At 64.7% G+C, this 25,458-nt stretch carries 15 protein-coding genes; 6 read left to right on the top strand and 9 right to left on the bottom strand.

Going from position 1 to position 25,458, the window contains the following annotated elements:
• Positions 1–16: 16 nt before the first annotated feature.
• The 4 genes from OIE40_RS12215 to rfbB form a co-directional block, all read right to left on the bottom strand.
• Positions 17–1,612: a metallophosphoesterase gene (locus OIE40_RS12215; RefSeq protein ID WP_264702639.1), complete on the bottom strand. Its 1,596-nt coding sequence runs from the start codon at positions 1,610–1,612 to the stop codon at positions 17–19.
• A gap of 67 nt (positions 1,613–1,679) precedes the next feature.
• Positions 1,680–2,990, bottom strand: a complete 1,311-nt coding sequence (locus OIE40_RS12210; RefSeq protein ID WP_264702637.1) for a DUF1015 domain-containing protein — start codon at positions 2,988–2,990, stop codon at positions 1,680–1,682.
• A 41-nt stretch (positions 2,991–3,031) separates the two neighbouring features.
• Positions 3,032–4,417 (bottom strand): sugar nucleotide-binding protein, encoded by a 1,386-nt coding sequence (locus tag OIE40_RS12205; RefSeq protein ID WP_264702635.1) that lies wholly within the window; start codon positions 4,415–4,417, stop codon positions 3,032–3,034.
• Positions 4,417–5,415 (bottom strand): dTDP-glucose 4,6-dehydratase, encoded by a 999-nt coding sequence (gene rfbB / locus OIE40_RS12200; RefSeq protein ID WP_264702633.1) that lies wholly within the window; start codon positions 5,413–5,415, stop codon positions 4,417–4,419. The genes OIE40_RS12205 and rfbB overlap by 1 nt, the downstream gene beginning before the upstream one ends.
• Before the next feature lie 93 nt (positions 5,416–5,508).
• On the opposite strand from rfbB, the gene rfbA reads away from it, so the two are divergent.
• Both rfbA and OIE40_RS12190 read left to right on the top strand, forming a co-directional pair.
• Positions 5,509–6,375, top strand: a complete 867-nt coding sequence (rfbA, locus tag OIE40_RS12195) for a glucose-1-phosphate thymidylyltransferase RfbA (RefSeq protein ID WP_264702631.1) — start codon at positions 5,509–5,511, stop codon at positions 6,373–6,375.
• 55 nt (positions 6,376–6,430) lie between these two features.
• Positions 6,431–7,342 carry a glycosyltransferase family 2 protein gene (locus OIE40_RS12190; protein ID WP_264702629.1) on the top strand — a complete coding sequence of 304 codons (912 nt, stop codon included), beginning with the start codon at positions 6,431–6,433 and terminating at the stop codon, positions 7,340–7,342.
• A 4-nt stretch (positions 7,343–7,346) separates the two neighbouring features.
• Here OIE40_RS12190 and OIE40_RS12185 read toward each other — a convergent pair whose 3' ends face one another.
• The gene (locus tag OIE40_RS12185; protein WP_264702628.1) at positions 7,347–8,339 is read right to left on the bottom strand and encodes a glycosyltransferase; all 993 of its coding nucleotides are present in this window, start codon (positions 8,337–8,339) and stop codon (positions 7,347–7,349) included.
• Between the two features lie 270 nt (positions 8,340–8,609).
• On the opposite strand from OIE40_RS12185, the gene OIE40_RS12180 reads away from it, so the two are divergent.
• The 4 genes from OIE40_RS12180 (at position 8,610) to OIE40_RS12165 (ending at position 20,972) form a co-directional block, all read left to right on the top strand.
• Positions 8,610–9,500 (top strand): glycosyltransferase family 2 protein, encoded by an 891-nt coding sequence (locus OIE40_RS12180; RefSeq protein WP_264702627.1) that lies wholly within the window; start codon positions 8,610–8,612, stop codon positions 9,498–9,500.
• Positions 9,501–9,604: 104 nt separating this feature from the next.
• The gene (locus OIE40_RS12175) at positions 9,605–12,256 is read left to right on the top strand and encodes a right-handed parallel beta-helix repeat-containing protein (RefSeq protein WP_264702625.1); all 2,652 of its coding nucleotides are present in this window, start codon (positions 9,605–9,607) and stop codon (positions 12,254–12,256) included.
• Positions 12,257–12,486: 230 nt separating this feature from the next.
• Complete coding sequence (locus OIE40_RS12170; protein WP_264702623.1) at positions 12,487–20,421, top strand: PKD domain-containing protein; 7,935 nt, start codon at positions 12,487–12,489, stop codon at positions 20,419–20,421.
• Positions 20,422–20,651: 230 nt separating this feature from the next.
• Positions 20,652–20,972: a hypothetical protein gene (locus tag OIE40_RS12165; RefSeq protein WP_264702621.1), complete on the top strand. Its 321-nt coding sequence runs from the start codon at positions 20,652–20,654 to the stop codon at positions 20,970–20,972.
• On the opposite strand, the gene OIE40_RS12160 is transcribed toward OIE40_RS12165, so the two are convergent.
• The 4 genes from OIE40_RS12160 to OIE40_RS17045 all read right to left on the bottom strand — a co-directional run bounded on the left by OIE40_RS12160 (position 20,969) and on the right by OIE40_RS17045 (position 25,448).
• A complete protein-coding gene (locus OIE40_RS12160; protein ID WP_413774494.1) occupies positions 20,969–21,802 on the bottom strand; it encodes a polysaccharide pyruvyl transferase family protein in 834 nt (277 codons plus the stop codon). The genes OIE40_RS12165 and OIE40_RS12160 overlap by 4 nt on opposite strands.
• Positions 21,803–22,117: 315 nt before the next feature.
• A complete protein-coding gene (locus tag OIE40_RS12155; RefSeq protein WP_264702617.1) occupies positions 22,118–23,632 on the bottom strand; it encodes a lipopolysaccharide biosynthesis protein in 1,515 nt (504 codons plus the stop codon).
• Positions 23,629–24,834: a Coenzyme F420 hydrogenase/dehydrogenase, beta subunit C-terminal domain gene (locus OIE40_RS12150; protein ID WP_264702615.1), complete on the bottom strand. Its 1,206-nt coding sequence runs from the start codon at positions 24,832–24,834 to the stop codon at positions 23,629–23,631. Before OIE40_RS12150 ends, OIE40_RS12155 begins: the two co-directional genes overlap by 4 nt.
• Positions 24,831–25,448 (bottom strand): arsenate reductase/protein-tyrosine-phosphatase family protein, encoded by a 618-nt coding sequence (locus OIE40_RS17045; RefSeq protein WP_413774493.1) that lies wholly within the window; start codon positions 25,446–25,448, stop codon positions 24,831–24,833. The genes OIE40_RS12150 and OIE40_RS17045 overlap by 4 nt, the downstream gene beginning before the upstream one ends.
• Positions 25,449–25,458 lie beyond the last annotated feature (10 nt).

The following is a 25,458-nucleotide window of genomic DNA, read 5'->3' as shown; positions in this document are numbered from 1 at the left end:
TCCGCGCCCGGGCCGGTCAACCGCGAATGATCGAGATCGTGTCGCTGGTGGTCGCCACGACGTCGTTCTTGATCGGGTTGTAGACGGTGCTGACGACCCGTCCCGTCTTGGTATCGACGCTGAGGACTCTGACGGGGTTGTTGGTCGGTCCACCCAGGTCGTTGCCCAGGAAGGCGACGACCGTATTGCCATCATTGGTGTCGGTCCGCTTCGTGAATCCGCCGGTGTGGCCCGAGAATACAAGTTTCACATTGCTGTACTTGGAGACGATCCTGTCGTAGATGTACTTTCCGCTGTTGGCGCCGTACCCGTCGTTGCTCGAGGAGATCGCCCCACTGCCACTGAGATAATGGTGAGTTTGGAGGATGACATTGTGATCGGGGTGAGCTTTGACGACCTGCTCGGCCCAGTCCACGACTTCGTCGCGGGGATCCAACTCGAGCGTGAGGACGAGCCACTTCGTGTCATTCCGCGAGAACGTCGTCCAGTTGTTGTCGATCCTGTCCGATTCGAACGTGCCGCCCAGGTTCTTGATCTCGGACACGGGGAACGTCTTGTTGAACGCATCTGTGTTGCGGACCAGCAGCCAGGATTTGCACTGGTCGACACCCAGTTTCACCGGGCACTCGGGATTGTACATATAGGCGGATCCGCCGTAGCCACTGCTTCCGGTGATGCCGTCCCATCCCACGACAGCGGTGTCGTGATTGCCGACGGCGACGCTGAAAGGCAGCCCGGCGTCAGCGAGGACATCCATGGCCGCGCGGGCGCGGGCGAGTTGGCCCGCGTCCAGCCACCCCCAGTTCGTCATGTCGCCCGTATGGAGTACATAGGCGAGGTCAAGGGATGTCTTCTGGTCAGCTAGCCACTTCACCCGGTTGAGAAAGGGCGTGTTCGCAGCGTTGTTGGTCTCCGCCTGGGTGTCGGGGATCACCGCAAGCCCGAAAGTCGTATCTGCCTCCTGGGTCGCTGTGGCAGTGGTGGTCGGCGCCGGGGCGGTACTGGGCTTGGCGCTGGCACTGGGGCTAACGCTGGTGGTGGGGGTAGGGCTGGCCGTGGGAGTTGGTCGGGCGGCCGTCGCCGCCCGCGCCAGATGGAAGACGACTCCTTCGTCCTTCCAGCCGCCAGCCTCAAGCGGCGCCACCTCGGCGGCCGAGGCGGTGCGGGTGTGGCTGCCGCTGGTCAGCCGGTGGATCGGTACGGTGCAGGAACCCGCCTCAGCGGCCGCGTAGAAGTTAACCACGGCCATCTTGGTGTAGCCGTTCGCCTCGTTCTCGGTGAGCTCGTCTTCGGTCACCCACATGAAGTCGACACTCTTGTCGTTGTACATCCGGTAGATCGCTACGGCGTCGGAGTCCTTGCCGGTCGAGGCGTAGCCGAGGACGCCCCGTTCCTCACTGAATCCATAGCGGGACGTGGCGTTGATCGACTCGCCCTCCCACGAGGTCAGCAGTTGCGCTGATGTTCGAGGGTTGACCGTGTCGTACACCGGTGCGGTGAGGCCGTCACACACGTCGGCTGCCGTGGCGGGGGCTGCGCTGCCGGGCAGCACGCCGACTGCGGTCGCGGTGGCGGCCACCAGAGCAGCAAGGATCCGGGTCTTGGGATGCACGGCACGTCGCTCTCTTAGCTGAAAACTTTAGGAGAGAATATCAGGATTTGTTAAGGTGCGCGCCTGGCTAGCAGGAGATGTTGCGTGCCTCCAGGTAGTACCGCTTGTCGACCGCCTCGCCAAGCGAGAACGTCTTGCGGGGGAGAGCACCGTCGGCAACGATCGAGGTGAAGAACGCGTCCTTCGCCACGGGGGGCAAGAGCAGTCCCACATTCCCCGGTCGCCTGCCCAACTCATCAGTGACGTCGACGCCGTGGATGTAGTCCACGCTCACCTCCGGTCGGGTGGTGAGTTCATCGATGACCAGCTGCAGCGTGCCGGCGGCCAGGGTGGCCGCGGGAGTCGACAGTCGGTAGACCGCGGCGCCGTCCGCGTCCACGTAGCCGAAGGCCTGCTCCTCGGTCTCGGCGATCCCTGTCAGAACGTGGTCGATGGTGTCCCGGTCGGCGCGGGTGAATGCGCCGCACCGACGGGACAGGTGGGCCTCGAACGTCGCCCGATCGACGCCGAAGAGCACCCGATGGATCGGCTCGAAGGCCAGCCCGTCGTCGTGAAGGTTCTCCAACTCGACCAGGCAGTAGCGGGCCGGGTGATCGACCCAGCGCTCCCACGGAATGTCGCCCTTGATGTTCTCCCAGATGCTCTTGGCGGTGGCGAAGCTGTGGTTGCCGTCGCCCATGGCGAACAGCAGGGGGTCGTCCGGGTCGAGGGCCTTCATGAGCCGCTGCAGCCCGGCTGCCACCGCGGTCAGATCACTGGTCTCGTCGACGGCCCAGCCGGTGACTCGGCCGCCGCCCAGCATCAACTCGGTGTCGTAGAGCCGAGCCAGCCTCTCGGTCGCGGCGGCAAGGGGCTCGATCACCGTTCGCGACGCATCACTGATCAGCACCATGATGTGCGGCAACTCCAACGGGGCGCCCTCGCGCACCATCACCCGCGGTGGCAGCCGATCCAGGATGGTGCCCTCGGTCGCGCGGATCAACGTCCGGGCGTCGGGCTCCCACGAGTACTGCTCAAGGTCGAGTGCAACCATCAGCCCCCAACGGACGACGCCGTGCCCTGTTTCGCGGCGAACCAGCACCATCGTCTGCGAATGGGGGACGAGAAGATCGTCGGCCAGATAGCTCTCCATGGCGGCGTGAATCGATCGGATTCGCCGCTGCGGGTCCGCCTCGTCGAGATACACCTCGGGGTAGACGAGGTTGAGCGTCGAGGGCCGATCGCCGACCAGTTCGCCCACCTGCTGCCAGTACTCGGGCTGGCTGGTGAACTGGTCGCAGGCGATCACCGCCCACGTCTTCAGGTCGACATCGGCCCGGGGAAGAAGGATGTCGGGCACACGCACCCCGACCCTCGCCAACGCAGCATTCACGTCCATGACGTCACGCTAGCGATTCCCGACGGGCCGCGGACGCCTCTTCACGACAGGTAGGCCACCAGGCGCTCATCGGCGTCGGCCGGAGTGAAGCCGGTCGCCTCCAGCTTGGTGAGATCCAGCGTGCTGTGGGTCGGACGCGGCGCGATGCCGGCCTTGTCCGCGAAGTACTCCTGGGTGGTCACCTCGGCGACATCGTCGGCGGAGCGACCGGACAACTCGAACACGCGTTTGGCGATCTGCGCCCAACTCAGCGTTGGCCCGGTGTTGGTGAGGTTGTAGGTGCCGGACGCCGCACGCGTCGTCACCAGGTGCACCAGCCCGGCGGCCAGGTCGGTGGTGAAGGTGAGCCGGCCGTACTGGTCGCCCACCACGCTCGGGCTGATTCCCCGCTCCGCCAGGGACGCCATGGTGCGGACGAAGTTGTTGCCGTCGCCGATCACCCAGCTGGTGCGGGTGATCCAGTAGCGCGGCAATGTGGCGACCAACGCGTCTCCGGCGGCCTTGGTCTGGCCGTAGACGCCGAGCGGCGTGAACGGCTCGTCCTCGGTGTGCAGCTCCTCGGTGCCGTCGAAGACGTAGTCGGTCGAGACGTGAGCGAGCGGAATCCGGTGCGCCCGGGCCACCTCGACCAGTCTGGCCAGGCAGGTGACGTTGACGTCCCAGCAGTTCCGGCGCCCCTCGGCGGTCTCGGCCGCGTCCACGGCGGTGTAGGCGGCGGCGTTGATGATGGCCCCCACCTGCCCCCACGGAACCGACGCGATCGCCTCCGGGTCACGCAGATCGAACTCGGGCAGGTCCAGGCCCAGGGCGTCCGGCAGCAGCGCCATCAGTGCGCGGCCGAGCTGACCCTTGGCCCCCACCACCACGGTGCGCTTGGGTGCCATCGGGGTGACGTCGGCCAGGCGCGGATGCACGGCGTCCGCCGCAGAGATCTCGGCCTGTATCAGCGGGATCGGCCAGTCGATCGCCACGGTCTCGTCGGCGAGATTCAGGTAGGTGTACGAGCCACGCGCGTCGGGGCTCCAGTGCTCGTTGACCAGGTAGGAGTAGACGGTGTCCGGCTCGAGGGCCTGATACCCGTTCGCGACCCCGCGTGGGACGTAGACGGCCTTGTCGGGACCCATCTCGAGGGTGACGACCGTGCCGAAGCCGTCGCCCGGACGCAGATCGACCCAGGCGCCGAAGATGCGCCCGTGAGCCAGGGAGATCAGCTTGTCCCAGGGCTCGGCGTGGAGCCCCCGGGTGCTACCGGGGGCGGCGTTGAACGACATGTTGTTCTGCACCGGCCCGAAGTCGGGAAGCCCGAGCTCGAGCATCTTGGCCCGCTGCCAGTTCTCCTTGAACCAGCCCCGGGCGTCGCCGTGCAGGGGCAGGTCGAAGACGAGCAGGCCCGGAATGGCCGTCTCGGTGACGCTGAGCGCCGCCATCACTGACCCGTCTTCGCGTACTTGGCCTCGGTGGCTGCCTTCATCGGACGCCACCAGGCCTCGTTGGCGCGGTACCAGTCGATGGTGTCGGCCAGTCCGGAGCGGAAGTCGGGGAAGCGTGGTTCCCAGCCCAGCTCGGTGCGCAGTCGGGTGGCATCGATCGCGTACCGAAGGTCGTGGCCGGGACGGTCGTTGACGTGGTCGTAGGCGTCCGACGGCTGGCCCATCAGCTCTAGGATCAGTTCGATGACGGACTTGTTGTTCTCTTCTCCGTCGGCGCCGATCAGGTAGGTCTCGCCCAGCTTGCCGTCGTCGATGATTCGCAGCACCGCCGCGTTGTGGTCGTCGACGTGGATCCAGTCGCGCACGTTGAGGCCGGCACCGTAGAGCTTGGGCCGGATGCCGTCGATCACGTTGGTGATCTGCCGCGGGATGAACTTCTCCACGTGCTGGTAGGGCCCGTAGTTGTTGGAGCAGTTGCTGATCGTGGCCCGGACGCCGAAGCTGCGCACCCAGGCGCGCACCAGCAGGTCGGAGCCGGCTTTGGTCGAGGAGTACGGGCTGGACGGGTTGTACGGCGTGTTCTCGGTGAACTTGGCCGGGTCGTCCAACTCGAGGTCGCCGTAGACCTCGTCGGTGGAGATGTGGTGGTACCGCTTGTCGTGCTTCCGGACGGCCTGCAGCAACTCGAAGGTGCCGACGAGATTGGTCTGAATGAACGGCGACGGGTCGTTCAACGAGTTGTCGTTGTGAGATTCGGCGGCGAAGTGCACAGTGATGTCGTGGTCGGCGACGAGTTCGTCGACGGTGGAGGGGTCGCACACCGAACCCACGACCAGCCGGAACCGGTTCGCGGGCAGGCCCGCCAGGGATGCCTCGTTGCCGGCGTAGGTGAGGGCGTCCAGGACCGTCACTGTGTGGTCGGTGTGGTCCAGCACGTGCCTGACGAAGTTGCAGCCGATGAAACCGGCTCCGCCGGTGACGAGAAGTGACGACATGGCGTCGATCCTATTGGTTCGGCGTTGCCGCGGCATTCTGATGAGAAACGCCCCCGTGGAAGCGGTCAGTTCATTCATGGGAGGATGCAGGTCATGCGCGGCATCATTTTGGCAGGCGGCTCCGGTACGCGGCTTCACCCCATCACCCTTGGCAGTAGCAAGCAGCTGGTTCCGGTCTACGACAAGCCGATGATCTACTACCCGTTGTCGACCTTGATCTTCGCCGGCATCAGCGAGGTGCTGGTCATCAACACCCCGCACGAACAGGAAGCGTTCCAACGCCTGCTCGGTGACGGCTCCCAGTTCGGCATCTCCATCAGCTATGCGGTGCAGCCCGAGCCGAAAGGGCTTGCCCAGGCATTCACCATCGGCGCCGACTTCATCGGCGACGATTCGGTCTGCCTGGTGCTCGGCGACAACATCTTCTACGGCCAGGGGTTGGGCACGCAGCTCAAGCGGTTCAACGACATCGACGGCGCCGTCATCTTCGGTTACTGGGTGGCCGACCCGACGGCCTACGGCGTGGTAGAGCTGGATCCGAGCGGACTCGCGATCTCCATCGAGGAGAAACCCGCGCAGCCGAAGTCGCACTACGCCGTGCCGGGCCTGTACTTCTATGACAACGACGTGGTCGGCATCGCCAGCAAGCTCCCGCCCTCGGACCGAGGCGAGTACGAGATCACCGACGTGAACCGCGTCTACATGGAGGATCGTCGGTTGCAGGTGTCGATCCTGCCGCGCGGCACCGCCTGGCTCGACACTGGCACCTTCGACTCGCTCAATGCGGCCGGGAACTTCGTCCGAACCATCCAGGCCAGGCAGGGGCTGCAGGTCGGGTGCCCGGAGGAGGCCGCCTGGCGGCAGGGTTTCCTCTCCGACGAGGGGCTGTCCCAGCGGGCGGACGCCTTGGCCAAGTCCGGGTACGGGGACTACCTGCGGCAGTTGCTCGAAACCCGCTGAATCATCCGTCGACGACGCGCCATTGAGCTGGAAGGACCTGATGGAGACCCGATCCGTGACCATCATCGTGCTCACGTACAAGAGACCGGAGGGCTTGGCGGGCATCGTCCCGATGCTCTTCTACGAGATTCGGGGCCTGGCCGACGCAGAGGTGCTGGTAGTGGACAACGATGTGCAGCCGACGGCTCGGGAGGCTGTTGCCGAGTTCTCCGGCGGGCCGATCCGTTACGTCCATGAACCGGTGCCCGGCATTTCCGCCGCCAGGAATCGCGGGCTTGCCGAGACGGAGGACCGCGACGTCATCGTCTTCATCGATGACGACGAGCGACCGCTCGAGGGATGGTTGAGCAACCTTCTCGATACTCAGCGGGCGACCGGTGCCCAGGCCGTCTCGGGACCTGTGTTCTCTGAGTACGACGGCGTCCTTGATCCCTGGATCGTAGCCGGACGCTTCTTCAAGCATCCGCGTTACGCCACCGGTACGGTGATTCCTGTAGCAGCCACGAACAATCTGCTTCTGCTTCGTTCATTCGTGGCCGAGCACAACCTGCGCTTCGATCGGCGATTCGGCCTCTCCGGGGGAGAGGACAGCGTCTTCACCCGCCAGCTGACGGCTGCGGGTGGAAGGATCGTGTGGTGTGACGAGGCGCGGGTCCGGGATGTCATCCCAGCCGAACGAGCGACACGCGAATGGGTCAGGCAAAGAGCGCTGCGGCTGGGAAACTCCGAAGCGCGCGCCAAAATGCACGTGGCGGCCCCTGGCCTGCCTGCGCTTGGCGCACGGATGAATGTTCTCGCTCGGGGCCTGCTGCGCGTGGTCGGAGGTGGAGGCAAGGCCGTCGCCGGTCGGTTGATCGGTTCCCTCGAACTGAACGCGCGCGGGACGCGGGCGCTGTTGCGCGGCTGGGGAATGATTCAGGCACTGGTCGGGCATGAGCGGCTGGAGTACCAGCGCGCCGACGACTAGCTAGCTAGCCGGCCCGCCGAAGGGAGATGGCTCGACGAAATGCGTCGGCGTGCGCCCTTCCAGACTCCGGCCACCCGCGCGCATCGAGGTTGGGCCTGCCTTGCGGTGGGGTTTGAGTCACCGCCTGCAACGCCTCACTCAGCGCCTCAGTGGTCAACTCACCCTCGAAGTAGTACAGCCAGCCACCTCCCACTTCCGTGGCCAACGAGCGATTCATTGGATTGTCGGGAACGAGAGCTGGGCGGTCCAACGAGAGCACTGCCAGCACCGTGCCCGAGTTGTGCATGTGGTGGTACGGCAACGCCACGATGGAGGACCGACGGATGTTGGCGGTGAACTCTTCATCGTCCAGGAAGTGCAGGTCGAAGGAGATCCGCGGATCGTCGGCCGCCAAGTCGGTCAGCTGTTGAATCAACTCCGGGTTTGACGGCTTGCCGGCGACGTGCAAGGACGCCCGTTCGTCCGCAAGCCCTCGGAAGGCCTGCAACAGGGTCTCGACCCCCTTGTAGCGCCGAATCAAACCTACGTAGCCGACCCTTCCGGCAATCGCCTCATCACTCGGCTCGGCGCGATACCAGTCACGGTAGTGCCCATGCGGGATCAGAGCGGCGGCCTTGTCGTCGGGGAGTTCCGACAGCGGGTTGAGGATGATGCGCAGAGTCGTGGCTCGATCGAACAGGTCGAGAAGAAAGTAGTCGAATCGACTCAACCCCTCGGGCCTGTCGAGGTTGTGCCAGGTGCGGACCACTGGCTTGCGGAACAGCAACAAGCGAAGAGCGAACAGCAGGGTGAGGACACGTCGGCGCCATCGCTTGACCGGGTTGTTGGCCGTGATGAGGGTTTCGGGCCAGTGGACGTGGAAGACGTCAAAATGGCCGAAGATCGCGCGGCCGAACGAGAAGAGCTCCACCTCGATACCCGGCTCGGAGCAAAGTGACCGCACGAGCTGAACGATGTATGGGTTGGTGGTGGGTCGAAGTGCCTGCGCCGACTCCATGACAACTATCGGTCGGTTGTCGGCGGACCCGTTCTCTTCCACGAGCGGTAGCTTCCTTTGAGGCGGCGTCTGGCCCACAGACCTTACTACAGCGTGCCTTGGGCCTCTTCGCCGGGCGATGCCCGGACGCTCAGCGATAGGGTGCTGTCGCGCGTCGACCAGGCGCCAGAGAGGGGCACGGTTGTTGTGCTTGGCCCGACGTCAGGACCCGACTACGCGGAGGCGCTGAAGGCTGCCCTGACACATCCACAGCGCGAGGGTGTGGCCCTGGTGATCGTGAGCTTCGCGTCCAGCGACATGGTCGCCGAGAACCTGCCCTCCGACCTGGCGGCCCACGCGGTGCAGGTCGTCGTCGTTGACAACTGGTCATCGGGCGCCGAGAGGGCCAACGCTCGGCAGCTAGCTGACGCCAACGGCTGGCTCCTGGTAGAACCTACAGCCAACCTGGGTTTCGGCGAAGGAGTGAATGCGGGCGTACTGGCCGCCGCTCAACTCGGGTATCGCGAGTTCGTGACCCTGAATCCGGACGCAGTCTGCACCGCGACGACCATCGTTGACCTTGGTCGCGCCACGGCGGAGCGTCCCCTGGCTTTGATCAGTCCCGTAGTACTGAGACCCGATGGGACATCATTCTTCACCGGCTCCACCATTGATGTGAGCCGTGGTCGCATCCGGAGCGGCTGGATCGACGGGGACGCGGACCCAGTGTGGAAGAACTGGCTGTCCGGCGCCTGCCTCGCGTTCTCCGGAGGGTGCTTTGCTGCCCTCGAGGGTTTCGCGCCCGAGTACTTCCTGTACTGGGAGGACGTTGATCTGAGTCGCCGGGCCGCCGACCTTGGCATGGAGCTCGTGTTACGGCGCGACCTGAGCGTTGGACACGATGAAGGTGGCACCCACGGCACGACGCAGGGGTCAGGCAAGTCATCCCTCTACTACTACTACAACACGCGGAATCGACTCGTCTTCTGTGCCGCGCTCGCGCCCCAAGCAAGGGGCGGGTGGCTTGCAACCACCCCCGTCGAGTCCTATCGCATCTGGCGTCGCGGTGGGCGACGTCAGTTGCTGACCCAGCCAGGGGGTGTCTGGGCCGCTCTGCGTGGGACGGTTGCCGGCCTTCGCCTGGCTCTGAAGCGCCAACGGCGGGTCGATATCGAAGTGTAACCTGAGAAATTTCTCTCATACTCTTAGGAATGGTAGTGTCGCAGCGGCACCTCAGAGCAACGCTGTGGGGTGCCTCCCCTGCTATCCCCCCGGAGTGACAACCCATGCGTATTCGATTCCGTTCATTGTCCGTGCTAGTCACGGCGCTGACGATGGCGTTGGGGGGTGTCGCGTTCGCCACTGTGACGGCTCAAGTCGGCGACGCCGCCCCATTCAAGACGCCCTCTTCGCTCCCCGATTCCCCTTCGGCAACTCTCAGCACCAACTACGCGGTGCCGTCCGGTGCCTTGTTCGTCGCCACCAACGGTTCCGACTCGAACCCCGGCACCCTCGGCGCGCCCTTCCAGTCCCTGGCGAAGGCCATGAAGTCGGTCAAGGCGGGTGGCACGATCGTCGTTCGCGGTGGCGTGTACCGCCAAGGTGCTTCGTCTGCCACCGGCTACAACACTGGTGGCACCTACTACTTCACCAACATCCCTTCGGGTGTGACGATCCAGGCATACCCCGGTGAGAAGCCGTGGTTCGACGGCAGCCAGCAGGTCACTCAGTGGACCAAGGTCTCTTCCGACCACTATCAGGTATCGTGGTCCACTCCCGACTTCTGTGCCCAGCAGTACTACACCCGGAACCCGACGTCGCAGACCAGTAGCGGACCCTGCAGCTACCCAGACTCAATCGGGTCGGGAGCCTCGCTGGGCGACCCTCAAATGGTGTTCCGGAACGGTTCCCAACTCAAGCAGGTCGGGTCCCTGTCCGCGATGACCTCGGCGAGCACTTTCTATTACGACTGGGCCAATCGGGTCCTGCACATCAAGTTCGACCCGTCGGGAAGCACAGTCGAGGTCTCCCGCTTCGCTCAGGCCATGGCTCTGCACAAGCCGACCGGTTTCAGCATCAAGGGCATCGGGTTTCGCCGGTACGCGAGCAATCAGATGCACAACGCGACCGCAGGCGCTGTCCTGCTGAACGCAGGATCGAATGTCCTGCTCGAGAACGTCGCCATTACTGAGAGTGCAGGCAACGCACTTCAGTCGTGGCAGACATCCGGACTGACCCTTCGGCGGAGCCTGCTCAGCAGCAATGGAGCAAATGGGATGAACTACGACGGCAACTGGTCGGCGCGAGGGGGAGGGAAGACTCCTGCGGACAACGTTCTGATCGAGTACTCCCGACTCGACTCGAACAACTCCGACCGATACGGCGTCAACTGCACCGCTTCGTGCGGTGCGGCGGGCGTCAAGTTCACCGGAACGGCCGGCATCGTCGCCAGGTACAGCAGCTTCAGCAAGAACGGCGGCGGTCGAGGCTCCGGCCTGTGGTGCGACCTCGGTTGTTACAACCTCAAGGCCTACGGAAACGTGTTCGACGGCAATGACCGACACGGCTTGATCTACGAGATCAGCGATACCGCCTTGATCGCTTCGAACCTGATCACCAACAACGGGTGGAACAGTCCTGCCTACGGCGGGGGCTACGGCATATACGCCGGCTCGGCCAGGGTGAGGATGTACAACAACACTCTCGTCAACAACAACCGAGCGGTCGGCATCTACGACGACGACCGGTCACCCTCGAGCAACACGGGTGGCTTCGCCGCGGCACGCATCGGGGCCAACACGGTTGGCGTCGAGTTCGTCAACAACATCGTGTCGGGCGGCGACGCCGGGTCGGGGCGGCAACTCGCAGTCAACGGAGGCAACCTGAGTTATTCAGGGAACACGACAGCGACCCAGGCGATCTCGCTGATGGCCAGCAACAGCTACCACACGCCGGCCACGGGTGGACCCAAGTACTGGATGACGTGGACCGAGAAGGCGGGCGCCACCACACAGGTGTTCACGACGCTGTCGAGCTTCCAGTCCAACAAGGGCATGGAGTCCAACGGTCAGCAGTCTACCGCGAGCACAAACCCCTACGTGGTCGCACCCGGAAGCGGTGACTTCAGCAGTGCGGGGACCGCCCGAGGCTCCGGCCGGGCACTGCCCAGTGACATCGCTGCCCTGTTCGGTAGCGAGGTCTACCAGTCGAACCGCGGAGTCATCACCCTCGATGGTGCGGCGTCGACGTCGTCCGGTACTCCGACTCCGACTCCGACTGCGACGGCGACGGCGGCGCCGACCGCCACGCCGAGCAACGGCGCTGGTGTGACGGCCACCTTCGATCAGGCAGCCAGCTCGGGCTGGGGTTCAGCGGCCAAGGGCGGAGCATGGTCCGTCCAGGGCAGCGGCTTTTCGGCTTCTGGAGGAGTCGGGCTACTCAGTTTGGGCAAGGGAAGCACGCGTACAGCCGATCTCAAGTCCGTCTCGATGAAGGACGTGAGCGGGAGCTTCCAAGTCGGCTTCGATAAGGCGCCAGGCGCTGAGGCGCATGTGAACCTCGGCCTGCGCTCGGGCACTGATGGCCGCTACCGGGTCAAGGTCATGTTCAATACGGGAGGGGCGGTCAATCTGGGGTTGGCCAAGGTGGTTGGCTCGACCGAGACCCTGCTTGCGACACGCACCCTCTCTGGCTACACCTACACCGGAGGGAAGCTGCTCAACGTTTCCGTCTCTGTTGTCGGTGGCGGCTCGGGCACCTCATTGCAGGCAAAGGCGTGGCAGAGCGACCAGCCCCAGCCCGCTGCTTGGCAGGTGTCGGCGACGGACAGCCAGTCGCAGTTGCAGGACGCAGGCTACGTAGGGCTTTCAGCCTACGCATCATCCAGCATGACCAACGCGCCCATCGTGCTCAAACTGGACAATCTGGCACTGAGCTGAGCGTCACCGGCGAGAGCCGGATTGCCCGCTTCACAAGGGCGGGAAGAGGGCGACGAGATTCTCGTCGCCCTCTTCGCTTCCAGGTTACGAGATCGAATTGTGCTCCCGTCCCCGCGTGTGAAACACTGTAGCGCTCTCTGGGGGGAGAGTCGGCCGTCTGGGAGGACCGGCCGTACTTGGGGGAAGGGCCCGGCGCCTTGTTCAAACACACTCTCACGCGCACTGTCAGCGTGGTCGTCAGCATCCTGATTAGCGTCACAGCGTTGGGTTTCGTGGTTCCGGCCACCGAGGCCGCCGCTGCGACGACCGACTCGACGACGCCGCCTCTCGTCGACAATCCGTCAACCGGGGTGACCGCCGCGCCGTTGCCCACGGCGCAGATCAACGGCATCGCCTGGGATCAGGAGATTGTGGGCAACACGGTGTACGTGGCCGGCGAGTTCACCAGTGCACGTCCCGCGGGGGCCGCCCTCGGTACCAGCGAGTCCCCGCGCCAGAACCTGATGTCATACAACCTCACCACGGGTGTCATGACGTCGTGGGCACCTTCGGTCAACGGCCGCATCCGGGTGATCAAGGCGTCCCCCGACGGCACCCGGATCTACATCGGTGGTTCGTTCACCAGCGTGAACGGGCAGAGCCGCAACCGGCTGGCCGCATTCAATACCAGCGACGGCTCTCTGGTCTCCAGCTTCGCACCCAACGTGGGTTCCGACGTCTTCGGGATGGCAGTCGGTAACAACGCCGTCTACATCGGCGGCTGGTTCGCTTCGATCAACGGCGTGACCCGCAGCAAGCTGGGTGCGGTCTCGGTGTCGAACGGTGCCACCTTGGCTTGGGCGCCGGTCGCCGACAACACCGTTACCTCCCTCGGGCTGACCTCCGCGCAGGACCGTGTCATCGTCTCCGGCAGTTTCGCGACCATCAACGGCCAGACTGCACCCAGTCTGGCGAGCCTCGACGCGTCGACGGGCGACCTGTACGCATTCGCTGCCAACACGGTGATCAATAACAGCGCAATGAACCCGACGCAGCCCGGCTATGGCGCTGCCGTCACCTCGATCCGGATCGTCAATGACAAGGTCTACGCGACCGGGTGGTCCTACTACATGGGCAACTTCGAGGGCATGGTCAAGATGGATGCCTACTCGGGTCAGATCGAGAACCTCATGGAGTGCCGAGGCGACACCTACGACGCCGTTCCGTTCAAGGGGCTCATCTACACCGTCAGCCACCACCATCACTGCGACGCCATCGGCGGTTTCCAGGAGACGAGTCCTCGCTGGTACCAGCACAGCGATGCCGTGACCGACGAGGTCACGGGGCAGGTGCAGTCCAACTTCCCGGGTCAGCCCTCCGGCTCGTATGTCAACTGGTTCCCCACGTGGCAGCCCGGCACTGCCAATGGCGGTAGCGGCTCCCAGCAGGCCGGTTGGAGCACTGAGGCCTCCGGTGACTTCCTGGTTGTCGGTGGCGAGTTCTTGAAGGTGAACGGCATCGCACAGCAGGGCCTGGTGCGTTTCGGCACTCGAAACATCTCGGGCTCGCTGACCTCCGTCCCTGCGGCGCCCGGTGCCGAGATGGTGCCCAGCGTGCGCAACATCAGTGAGACCGCCACCCGCGTGACGGTGAAGTCCCAATGGGACCGCGACAATCGCACGCTGACGACCGACATCTTCAGGCTGGACAAGGGCACGACGACCCCTGTGCACAGCTTCACCGGGGAGTCGAACTTCTGGACACGCCCGATGCTGAGCTTCATCGACACAGGGATGACGGCGGGCCAGACCTATACCTATCGGGTCCGGTTCACCGATCCTGACGGAAACCGTCGATGGAGCTCGGACGTCAGCATCGTTGCGGGCACGAACGTTCCGCCCTCGAGCAGCTACTCCGATCAGGTCTTCTCCGATGGGGCCGAGAACTACTGGCGTTTCAGCGACACAGCCGGCTCGGCGAGTGTGGTGGACTGGGCCGGCGGCAACGATGCCACGACTGCGGCCGGGGTCACCCTTGGCGCGGAGGGTGCCATCATCGGTTCCGCTGACACGGCGGCGGGGTTCAGCGGGGGCAGCACGGGCCGCGCAGTGAGCGGGTCCACTGTCACCGGCCCGGACACCTTCAGTCAGGAACTCTGGTTCAAGACCACGACCACGTCCGGTGGCAAGCTGCTGGGCCTCGGAAATGCCGCTTCCGGAAACAGTGGTAGCTACGACCGGCACATCTACATGTCCAACACGGGGCGGCTCACCTTCGGTGTGTACCCCGGCGCCGTCAAGACCGTGACGTCCGCCAAGGCCTACAACGATGGACAGTGGCATCACGTTGTCAGCACCCTGTCCGAGAACGGCATGACCCTGTGGGTCGACGGCATGAAGGTGGGGGAGGACCCCAGCGTCACCTACGGCCAGAGCTACACCGGTTACTGGCGCATCGGCGGTGACACCGCCAGCAGCTGGCCCAACGCGGGGTCGTCGAATTACTTCAACGGCACCATCGATGACGTTGCCATCTACCCGACGGCCCTTTCGAAGGCGCAGATCCGCGACCACTACACCAAGAGCGGGCGGACGATCAACGTGCCGCCGACGCCCACGGACGCCTACGGCGCGTCCGTCGTGCAGGACGACCCGACCCTCTACTGGCGGTTGAATGAGGCGAGCGGGAACAACACCGCCGCCGACGCGAATGGCATGGGCGTTGACGGTACCTATCGCACCACCGTCACCCGTGGAGTGGCCTCGGACGTCGTTGCGTCCGACGCGGCTGCGGGGTTCAACGGCAGCGACAGCCTCGTCTCGTCCAATGCGAGCTTCGTCAACCCAACGGTCTTCTCGGTGGAGGCGTGGTTCCAGACGACCACCACGTCCGGCGGCAAGATCGTCGGCTTCGGAAACAGCGCCACCGGCACCAGCAGCAGCTATGACCGGCACATCTACATGACCAGCGACGGCAAGTTGAACTTCGGCACCTACAACGGGGCCACCAACATCATCACCTCGGCCAACTCCTACAACGACGGTGCGTGGCACCAGGTCGTCGGATCCATCGGCGCCAACGGGATGCAACTCTTCGTCGACGGCATTCTCGTTGCCAGCGGCGCCAATACCCAGTCGCAGTCCTACACGGGCTACTGGCGAGTCGGCGGTGATAGCACGTGGAGCGGGAACCGCTACTTCTCCGGCGCCATCGACGAGGTCGCTGTGTATCCGAGGGTCCTCGACGCTTCGCGCGTCATGGCTCACTTCAAGGCCTCGGGTGCCTGGCACAACGTGCACCCGACGGCGTCCATCGAGGGATCCTGCACCATTCTCGGTGCGTGTGACCTCTCCGCCGACGTGGCCGATCCGGACGGGTCCATCGCCGGCGTCCAGTGGGACTTCGGTGACGGAAGTGATGTGTCGACGGAGACTTCCGTCAGCCACACCTACGCAGCCGTGGGGACCTACACCATCACCCTGACCGCAACCGACGACCTGGGCGCCCAGACGGTTGTCACCAAGACGGTGGTCGTGAAGCAGCAACAGCCTGCCCCGACCGACCCCTATGGCCAGGCGGTGCACGCCGACGACCCAGTGCTCTACTGGCGGCTGAACGAGTCGGCCGGCACGACCGCCACGGACTACTCGACGAGTATTCATGACGGCACCTACCGCGGCGGCTACACGCTCGGGGCGGACTCGCAGGTCGTCACCGACGACAAGGCGGCCAGCTTCAGCGACGGATATGTCACCTCGCAGGAGCTGTTCACCAACCCGACGACCTTCAGCGCGGAGTCCTGGTTCAACACCACGTCTACCGGTGCACGGATCATCGGATTCGGCAACACGGCCGAGGGTCGTTCGACCAACTACGACAAGCACGTGTACCTGGACACGAGCGGGCGGGTCGTATTCGGTATCTGGAACGGTCAGGAATACACCATCACCACTGACAAGAGCTTCAACGACGGCGCGTGGCACCAGGTTGTCGCCACCTTCGGCAGCGCGGGTATGGCCCTGTACGTCGACGGCGAGTTGATCGGCACCAACGCGCACAACGTGAGTGACGCCTACGACGGGTACTGGCGGGTCGGCACCGACAACACATGGTCCGGTTCGGGTGCGTTCAGCGGCCAGATTGATGAGGCTGCGATCTACGACCACGTGCTGTCCGCTGCGACTGTGCGCAGCCACTACCGTGCGTCCGGCGTGTTCGAGAACCAGCCTCCGGTGTCCACGTTCAGCCTGGCCAAGAACGGCCTGAGCGTCTCGGCCGACGCGTCCGCCTCGCACGATCCAGACGGTTCCGTCGCTGCCTACGCCTGGGACTTCGGCGACGGCCACACGGCGACCACCGTCTCTCCCACTCACACCTACGCGGGCGCCGGTACCTACGTCGTCTCGTTGACCGTCACCGATGACCTTGGCTCGTCGGTCACGACCACCCGATCGATCGGCGTTCGGGCTGCGTCGGCTGCGCCGTCTGACGAGTACGGACAGGCGGTCACCGCGGACAGCCCACAGTTGTTCTGGCGATTCGATGAAGGCCAGGGCAGCACGGCCCATGACACGACTCGGAATGTCTACGACGGTACGGCGGCGGGCGCCACCTTCGGCGCTGCGTCGGCGGTCACCGTCGGCGGGCACGCACTGACCTTGGACGGCGACCAGTACGTCGCGTCAAACGAGATGTTTGATGGACCCACAACCTTCTCTGTCGAGAGCTGGTTCAAGACGACGGGGACGGGTCAGCGCATCATCGGCTTCGGAAACTCCAACACGGGGACGTCTACCGTCACAGATCGAATGGTGTTCGTGGATGAGTCCGGCCGCGTTGCCTTCGGCGCCGACGCCACAACTAAGCACACCATCACGTCGCCGAACAGCTACAACGACGGGCAATGGCACTACGTTGTAGCCACCCTGGGCGCGGAGGGCATGTCGCTGTACGTGGACGGCGCTCTCCAAGCCTCGAGCACCGATGCTGTGACCGACCCCTACAGCGGCTACTGGCGCGTGGGCTCCGACTCTTCCTGGGCCGGTAACGGCCAGTTCAGCGGCGAGATCGACGAGACGGCCGTCTACGCCGAGGTGCTGTCCGCCGAACGCGTCGCGGCCCACTACGCGGCTTCCGTCGCTTACAATGCAGCTCCGGTGGCCGATTTCGAGTCGACCTGCACCGGGGGGGCGTGCTCCTTCACCTCTACGGCCAGCGATCCTGACGGAACTGTCGACAACCTGAGCTGGGACTTCGGGGATGGTTCCTCGCCGGCCAACGGTGCGTCTGTGAGCCACGAGTACGCCGCCGGCGGCACCTTCCAGGTGACCTTGATTGTGACGGACAACCGCGGTGTCTCAACGACGGTTGAGAAGAACGTCGAGGTGACGCTGCCCAACAAGGCTCCGGTCGCCGCCATCGACGATCCGTCGATCGATGGACTGACCGTGGACGTCGACGGAAGCAGCTCGGCTGACGAGGATGGCTCCATCGCTGACTACACCTGGAACTTCGGCGACGACACTCCTGAGGTGAGCGGCGACGACGCCACGGTTTCGCACACCTACGCCGAGGGAGGCACGTACACGGTCACGTTGACGGTGACCGACAACAAGGGGGCAACCAATGCCGCCTCGGTGTCGGTGACCGTGGCGGCCCCGAACAAGAAGCCCACTGCCGTGATCGACGAACCGGCGACGAACCAGAACAGTGTTCAGGTCGATGGTTCCAACTCCACCGACGTGGATGGCTCGATCGTGTCGTACAGCTGGAGCTTCGGGGACGGCGGAACCGCAACCGGTGCCACCGCCGAGCACAGCTACACCGCCGGCGGCACCTACACGGTCACGCTGGTCGTGACCGATAACGAGGGTGCGACCGACAGCGTCACCAGGCAGGTGACCGTCGATGCACCTGCGGTGACCGTGGTGGCGAAGGATTCGTTCAACCGCACCGGTAGCCGGTGGGGAACCGCCGACATCGGGGGCTCCTGGACCGATTCCGGGGCTTCATTCTTCGCCACCGACGGGTCGATGGGTCAGGTCAGTGTGGCGCGGGCGGGATCCGGGCCGGTTGCCACCTTGGAGGGCGTTTCCACCAAGGACGTCACGATCGTCACCGACTTCTCGCTCGCTCAGCGTGCAGCGGGCGGTGCGTACATGCACGGAGTGAAGGCCCGCATCAACGGCACGAGCTACTACATGCTGACGGCGCGGATGGAGACTAACGGGAGCGTTCGTCTCTACATCTCGCGGGTTGCCGCAGGTGTCGAAACCCAGCTGAAGTCAGTCACCGTCGCTGGTCTCACCTACTCCGGCGGTGACCGGCTACGGATCCGTTTCGATGTGCATGGCGACTCCCCCACACAGTTGGAGGGCAAGGTCTGGGCGACTTCCGGCTCCGAGCCGGCTGCCGCAAACGTCACTGCCACTGACTCGACTGCAAGCCTGCAGACTGCTGGAGCCATCGGCCTGCGGTTCTACACCAGCGGATCGACCACAAGCCTGCCGACCCAGGTAAGCGTCGACGACTTCCAGGCCCAGCCCTATACCGACGGCGCCCTGGAGAACCAGGCACCGGTGGCGAAGTTCGCGGCCGAGTCCAACAGCTGGAACCTGTCTGTCGACGCGGGCGCGTCGACTGACGACGGATCCATCACGAGCTACGCCTGGGACTACGGTGACGGCGCCACGGGCAATGGCAAGACGGCGACCCACACCTACGATCGGGACGGAAGTTTCGTCGTCAAGCTCACGGTGACGGACGACCGCGGAGTGACCTCGACCTCCACCAAGACCGTCGAGGTGGCGAACGCGGCACCGCTCGCCAAGTTCAGTTCCGAGACTCAGGAATGGACTCTGTCCGTCGATGCCAGCGAGTCCAGCGATGATGGCGAGATCGCCAGTTACGCCTGGACCTTCGGAGATGGCGCAACTGCGACCGGACGTACGGCAACCCACGCCTACAGCGATGACGGAGACTACCTCGTCACCCTGACGGTGACCGACGAGTTCGGTGTCGCCACGACTGTCGAGAAGACCGTGACTGTGGTCAACCACGCGCCCGTGGCCAAGTTCGCCGCGTCGACCGATGGTTTGAAGGTGTCTCTCGACGCCGGCGAATCCTCCGATGACGTGAAGGTCGAGACCTACACCTGGGACATCGACGGTGAATCCGCGACGGGCAAGACGGTCTCGCACACCTTCGATGAACCGGGGGACTACCAGGTCACGTTGACCGTCGCTGACGGCCGCGGGTTGACCAACTCGATCACCAAGACGGTCACGGTGACCGAGAACGCGGCTCCCAGTGCGGCGTTTGAGGCCGACACTTCTGACCTCACCGTGTCGCTCGACGCCTCCGGTTCGCAGGACGACGCACCAGGTCTCAGCTACGCGTGGGAGTTCGGCGATGGTCATGACGGGGCGGGGCGAACTGTCACGCACACCTACAGCGAGGCTGGAACGTACACGGTCAAGCTGACAGTTACCGACGCCGAGGGCCTCAAGGACTCCACGACCAAGTCCGTGAGTGTTACTGCGCCGGCCCTCCCGAAGGCCGCTAGCGACTCCTTCGATCGCACCGAGACCAATGGGTGGGGTCAGGCCGAAGAAGGCGGTCAGTGGACCACCAACGCGAACTCGATGTTCTCGGCTGACGGTGACCATGGAGTGATCTCGATTCCCGGCGCGGGTCGAGGACCGCTGGCTCGGCTTGCGGATGTGCAGGTGCGCGACGTGTCCATCGTGACTGATTTCGCTCTGAACAAGACGCCCGCTGGTGGCGCCTACAGCCACCAGGTGCTGGCTCGCGTAGACGGCACATCCAGTTACTACATGGCCGCCGTCCGAGTCAACACGAATGGGTCCGTTCAGTTGTACCTGTCCAAGGTCGTCAACGGCACGGAAACCGTCCTGCGCTCCACCACCTTGGCGACTTTCGGCCTCACAGCGAACCAGTCGGTCAACGTTCGGCTGGACGTGACCGGCACCGGCACCTCACAGCTGGCGGCGAAGGTCTGGAAGTCCGGCGAAGCGGAGCCGTCGGATGCCCAAGTGACCACAACGGACAGCACCTCCAGCCTGCAGGGCGCGGGCGCGGTGGGCCTGAAGGCATACACTGGCGGCGCGATGACCAACACCCCGATCGTGGTGACTGTCGTAAGCTTCGAAGCGGAGGAAGTGTGACCTACACCTGGCGTGGCTGTGCACGACTGAGCATGTCGTTTGCAGCCACGCTGGTGCTGGCTGTGGGAGCAGCGGGTTGCACGAGCTCGAGTTCGCCTGGCCCGATCGGCGCGCCTCCGACTCCAGGATCGGTCACGGAGACGGCGACTGCAGTCACGCCTCCTGCGCCGGTCCGAGCGGGCTTGAAGGGGGAGGCGAACCTGGCGGGGATCGCGGTGAGCGTGACAGGGGTGGCATCCACCAAGGTAACGACCACGGTGCCCGGTGAGGGATCGGGCCCTGCATTGGTATTCACGCTGCAGTTGCACAACGAGACATCGGCAGACTACCGATCCGCAGCGCTCGAGGTATCCCTGGCCGATTCAAAGGGCGGAGCAGCCGCCCAGTCCACCAGTGCCCCGGCAACCACATTTCCCGAGGTGATCGCAGCAGGTGATCAGGCGACGGCCCAGGTGGTGTTTCTCATCGCGGCTGATCGTCGAGATCCGGTCACGTTGCATGTTTCCGTAGCGGGCGGGACGCAGGCGGCAGAGTTTTCCGGAAAGGCCTAGCTCTTCCGTAGGGGTAGATCCCGAAGGGCCGCAGTGGCTGCTCCGAGCGCCTCGTCGGCCAGACGACGCGTCCTGGGCACCAGCGCGGCCAAATCTCCGCGCAACGCAAGCTCCACGGCTTGCTCCGCTGCCTGGGGACTGGACAGCGCTACGACCCCTGGCCACTTCAACTGTGTAAGCAGGGGAGCGAACTTCCTGGAGTAGGCCAGGGCGATCGCCGGGGTTCCGACCGAGAGGCTGTTGAGGCATGCGTGCATCCTGGACCCGATCAACAGTTGAGCGCCGCCCAGTATGCTCCGTACCTGATCCAGTCCGCTGGGGATCGCAACCTGCAGGTTCCACTCCTTGCCCAGGGCCCTGACCACGGGCACGTCATTGTCAACGGTCGGCGCATCCAGGACATGCGCCAGCAAAGTCACCTCGCGGCCGGCACGGCGAAGGGCGTCGACGACGGTTCGCACTATGGACCGGTAATCGGTGGAGGGACCATGGCTGTCGGTGTTCCACAAAAGGCCCGAGACGTTCACGAGCACGTCGTACGATCCCTGCGGCGGCGGCGTGTCAAGTGCGAACACCACATCGGTGGCGAGGATCGGGTTCTTGCAGCCCAAGTCGGACGCTACTTCGGCAGAGACGGGGTCGCGGCAGAGCACCAGGTCGGCCCTGCGCACCGAGAGTGCTCCGAGAAGCCGTCCCTGGCGCGTTTTGAACGGACCAATCGTCTGCGGCGTGAGGACCAGCGGAATGCCGCTGCGCCGCGCGAACTCACCCATGGCAACCAAGTTGCGCAGCCGATGCAGGCCGTAGATGTCGGCGAACGAGTCGCCCATGCGAGTGTCCAGAGCGACCGCGTGCTGGCGAAGCCAACGTCTGAGCCCCACGTTGTCCAGGACGAGATCCTTCAGTAGAAGCTTGGGAGACGCGATGGTCGCGGGCGCTGTCCCATCGGCGAAGTACTGAGTCGTCAAGGTCATGTCCGGCCAGGCCGAGTTGCCCAAGCGTCGGGTGCCCGCGGCCAGAGCTGCAACTCCTAGATTCGCCGTCCGCTCCTGCGCCCACAACACAATCCCCGCGCCATTCATAGCACGCGCAGTCTAGCCGGGAGGCCCTGGCAGTTGGTGCAGGTCCGGCGAGTGGCTGAGCGCTCAGCCCTCTTTCCGACCGCGTCGAAGGTTCTGCCTCACCATCCCCAGGGCAGCGGACAGGTCGCGCCGGAACAGCGGAATGAGAGCCAGCAAGAGGTAGGTAGCCACGGCTGCCAGCAGGATCAACGCCAGGCGCACAATGGTGTTCTGCCCCCATGTCAAGTATTCGACGAGTCCCGCACAGCCCCCGATCGCTGAGGCGAACGCGACAATGCGGATGCCGCCGAGCCACAGGGCTCGCATGGGGATGCTCGCACGTCTCGAGAGCCACCAGAACGACAGGGGCCACGCTACGAGGGGAGACAGGGCCATCGCCCAAGCGACACCGATGACACCGAAGAAGGAGCCGGAGACTACGAAGGCGATCCGAATCGCCGTCGAGATGAATGAGTACTGCAGGAGGTGGCCAACGAGCCCCTTCGACACGTAGACCCAGTAGCCGACGAACGAGAGCAATTGCAGACCGGAGGCGACGGCGAGAAGGCGAAGCAGCGGCACAGCCTCCGCCCACTGCGCGCCGAGCAGGAGGGCCACCAACGGCTCAGCCGCTCCTGCTGCGACTGCCAGGCCCACGACAAGGGTGTACCCGAGAACCATCTGGCCCATCGCGACGTATCTGTGGAAACGATCCTGCTCGTCCTGTACGCGGGCCAGAACTGGAATGGCGACGGTACTCAGCGGCCCCCTAATCTGCGACATGGGCACAGCGATCAACTGGTACGAACGGTTGTACACCCCCAACTGCGCGGCTGACACGCGGAGGCCGAGCATGATGGTGTCTATGTTGTTGCCGAGGTAGGTGACGAGTTGCGAGCCGGCGAGCCGCCAGCCGAAGCTTATGAACGAGCGCACACCGGCCGCCCGGTCCCACCCGCCCGGAAGCCAGCGGGCCGTGATCACCATGACCGCCAATGCCACGGCCAGGGCAACCAACTGCTGGATGACCAAGGCCCAGAAACTCAGTCCGTACCAAGCAGCGCCGATGGCAGCCAACAGGCCCGTCAATGGCCCGAGAATGTCTGCAAGCGCCAATCGCTTGAACAGCATGCGTCGATACAGATCGGCGCGGTATTGGGTCGCCATTCCATTGATCAGAAAAGAAAACGCCATTGCAAGGGTTATGGCGGTCAACTCAGTCCGGCCGTAGAAGGCTGCGATGAGAGGCGCACACAGACATGCAAGGGCGGTCAACGAGGCGCCCAACCCGGTGTTCACCCAGAACAGGTTGGCCTGCTGTCCCCGTGACAACGTCGGCGCCTGAATAGCCGCTGAGCTGAGGCCGAAGTCGCGAAAGGTGTCGGCTACGCCGATGAGAGCCGTCACCATAGCAATGAGCCCGTAATCCTGCGGTGTCAGAAGGCGCGCCAGCGTGATGACGGACACCATCTGGATGGTGATCTTTGCGGCTTGGGCCGCCATCGTCACGGCCGCACCGCCGACAGCCCGCCGACCGAGGCCGGGGCTAGGCTGCTGACCGTTGTTAGGGTCCGAGGGTGACTGCGACTGATCGCTCACCGGCCCGGACCCTTAAGCCTTCGGAATGTGCCCCTTGCCGTGCGGAGTTGCCGTAAGGGTTGTCGAAGCGCGAATCGCCAGAGCTTGAATCCGCGATATGACGGTGTGGCGCGCCCCGCCAGACGCGCACCCAGCAGGCGCCCCCACAAGGTGCTGCGCCGGGTTACCTGAAACGGCTGTACGGCCGCGAGATCGTCCACGTCGAGGGGCTCTACATGCAGGATCCCGTCGGCAACCGCGTCTGCGAGGATGTCGGCCCCCCGTTTCGTCCGGGCGAGGATAGCGCTCACTCCCTCACCTTCCTCAAACAGGGGGTACCCGCGATCGTCGGTTCGCCAATAGTCCGCGGCGACCAGGTCCGCTGACTCCCCGATGCCGTCGACGCACAGCTTGCATCGCCATTGCGCTGAGGGACCCAGCGCCTTCCCCCAGGACTCGTCGTAGCTGAGAGCGCCTTCAGTGCCGTCCTCGCGCACCACCGTGAAGTAACCCGGCCAGCCGCGACCGCGGTACCACATCGCTCGAACGTCCTGCCCCTCGGCCAAGTCTCGCACCAGGTCGTCCGTAGCCGATTGACTCGGGGTGCCCGCACAGTAGAACGAGAGCAGCAGGGGAGGTTCGGCTCCACGGGTCCGTGCGAGAGCCCGGACGGCGCTGACCTCGCACGGCTTACCGATGAAAGCCGAGTTCTCATCGCCGATGCGGGCCAGGGTCGCGTTGGCGACCGGGCCATACCGCGAACCGGCGGCCTCGAGTGCGTCCCGGCGCGTCTTGATCTCCACGCTGACGGTGCGAGTCGGTATTCCAACGTCAGCGGCCGCCCCGACAACGGTTGCGACGCGACCGCTGGAGATCAACCAACTAGCCAGTGCGGACAGCACCCCACCACTGCTTCCCATATGCCTGAACTCGCCGTCGATGGACCAACCCTGATGTGCTTCGACGAAGGAGCCCATGGTGGCGTGCCTCGTAGAGCCGACAGGAGTCTGTGCCTCCACCCGGGCCCCCGGGCACACGCGGTTGAAGGCGGGGTTGAACACTGACGCGGATTGGCGGGATACCCGCTGGGGGCGAGCAAAGCCGGCATCATCCAGGCGCATCGACAACCCGGCGTCCAAGAGGACGCAGGCGCCACAGCCGGAACAGTTTCCGGCCTCCACGACTCGACGGATCTGGTCATCGATGGTGGACTCATCGGTCATTGCTCACCTCCGATCGCTGAAGCCAGTCGATGAGCGTACCTGGAGACCTCCTGTAGCAAGGTGCGGTGTCGATCGTCGGAAGCGGAGTGTGCGTCCGCCAGATCCCAACGCGGGGAGTCGTCTCGTTGACGTGGACGGACGGGCCACCACCAGTGGAAGACCGACTCCGCTGCTCTGGTTCGAGCGAGTACCGGGCGCCGCGCGTTCAATCGCCCGACCCAGGTCGAGAGTGAGTCCGAGGCGCGTCTGTCGCCGGTGACCTCCACCAAGGCCACCGCTTCACGCAGAGTGAACAGTCGTGCCCGGGAAGACGCCACCTGCCGGGCAACCTTGGCCCGCTGGTTCGAGGTGAAGGTGATGACGAGATCCGCGTCTTCGACAACGCGAGAGTCGAGACGTCGAGATCCTTCGTCGTATTGCGACGGGCGTGCCAACCCGCCCGTGTCGATCAGAGCGCGCACGAGGCTGCACATCTCGCTTCCTGGAACCGCGTCAGTGCCGGCGCTGGTAACCGCCACACGACGCCCCAGATCCCCAGTCAGGATGGACGAGGCGTAGACGGAGCGGCACACGTTGGCCGTGCACACCACAAGGATCTTCCCGACCTGTTCCATCAGCCTCCCT

Origin of the sequence: Micropruina sonneratiae, from assembly GCF_025972045.1 — a bacterium.
Taxonomy (GTDB): Bacteria; Actinomycetota; Actinomycetes; order Propionibacteriales; family Propionibacteriaceae; genus Micropruina; species Micropruina sonneratiae.
This window is presented reverse-complemented; position numbering and strand designations above follow the sequence as displayed.

What these genes read in the sequence shown, in the direction of transcription:
- OIE40_RS12175 (WP_264702625.1), top strand. Translation starts at nt 9,605, where the DNA reads ATGCGTATTCGATTCCGTTCATTGTCCGTGCTAGTCACGGCGCTGACG.
- OIE40_RS17045 (WP_413774493.1), bottom strand. Translation starts at nt 25,448, where the DNA reads ATGGAACAGGTCGGGAAGATCCTTGTGGTGTGCACGGCCAACGTGTGC.
- OIE40_RS12185 (WP_264702628.1), bottom strand. Translation starts at nt 8,339, where the DNA reads ATGGAGTCGGCGCAGGCACTTCGACCCACCACCAACCCATACATCGTT.
- OIE40_RS12160 (WP_413774494.1), bottom strand. Translation starts at nt 21,802, where the DNA reads ATGGGCGACTCGTTCGCCGACATCTACGGCCTGCATCGGCTGCGCAAC.
- OIE40_RS12150 (WP_264702615.1), bottom strand. Translation starts at nt 24,834, where the DNA reads ATGACCGATGAGTCCACCATCGATGACCAGATCCGTCGAGTCGTGGAG.
- OIE40_RS12205 (WP_264702635.1), bottom strand. Translation starts at nt 4,417, where the DNA reads ATGGCGGCGCTCAGCGTCACCGAGACGGCCATTCCGGGCCTGCTCGTC.
- rfbB (WP_264702633.1), bottom strand. Translation starts at nt 5,415, where the DNA reads ATGTCGTCACTTCTCGTCACCGGCGGAGCCGGTTTCATCGGCTGCAAC.
- OIE40_RS12210 (WP_264702637.1), bottom strand. Translation starts at nt 2,990, where the DNA reads ATGGACGTGAATGCTGCGTTGGCGAGGGTCGGGGTGCGTGTGCCCGAC.
- rfbA (WP_264702631.1), top strand. Translation starts at nt 5,509, where the DNA reads ATGCGCGGCATCATTTTGGCAGGCGGCTCCGGTACGCGGCTTCACCCC.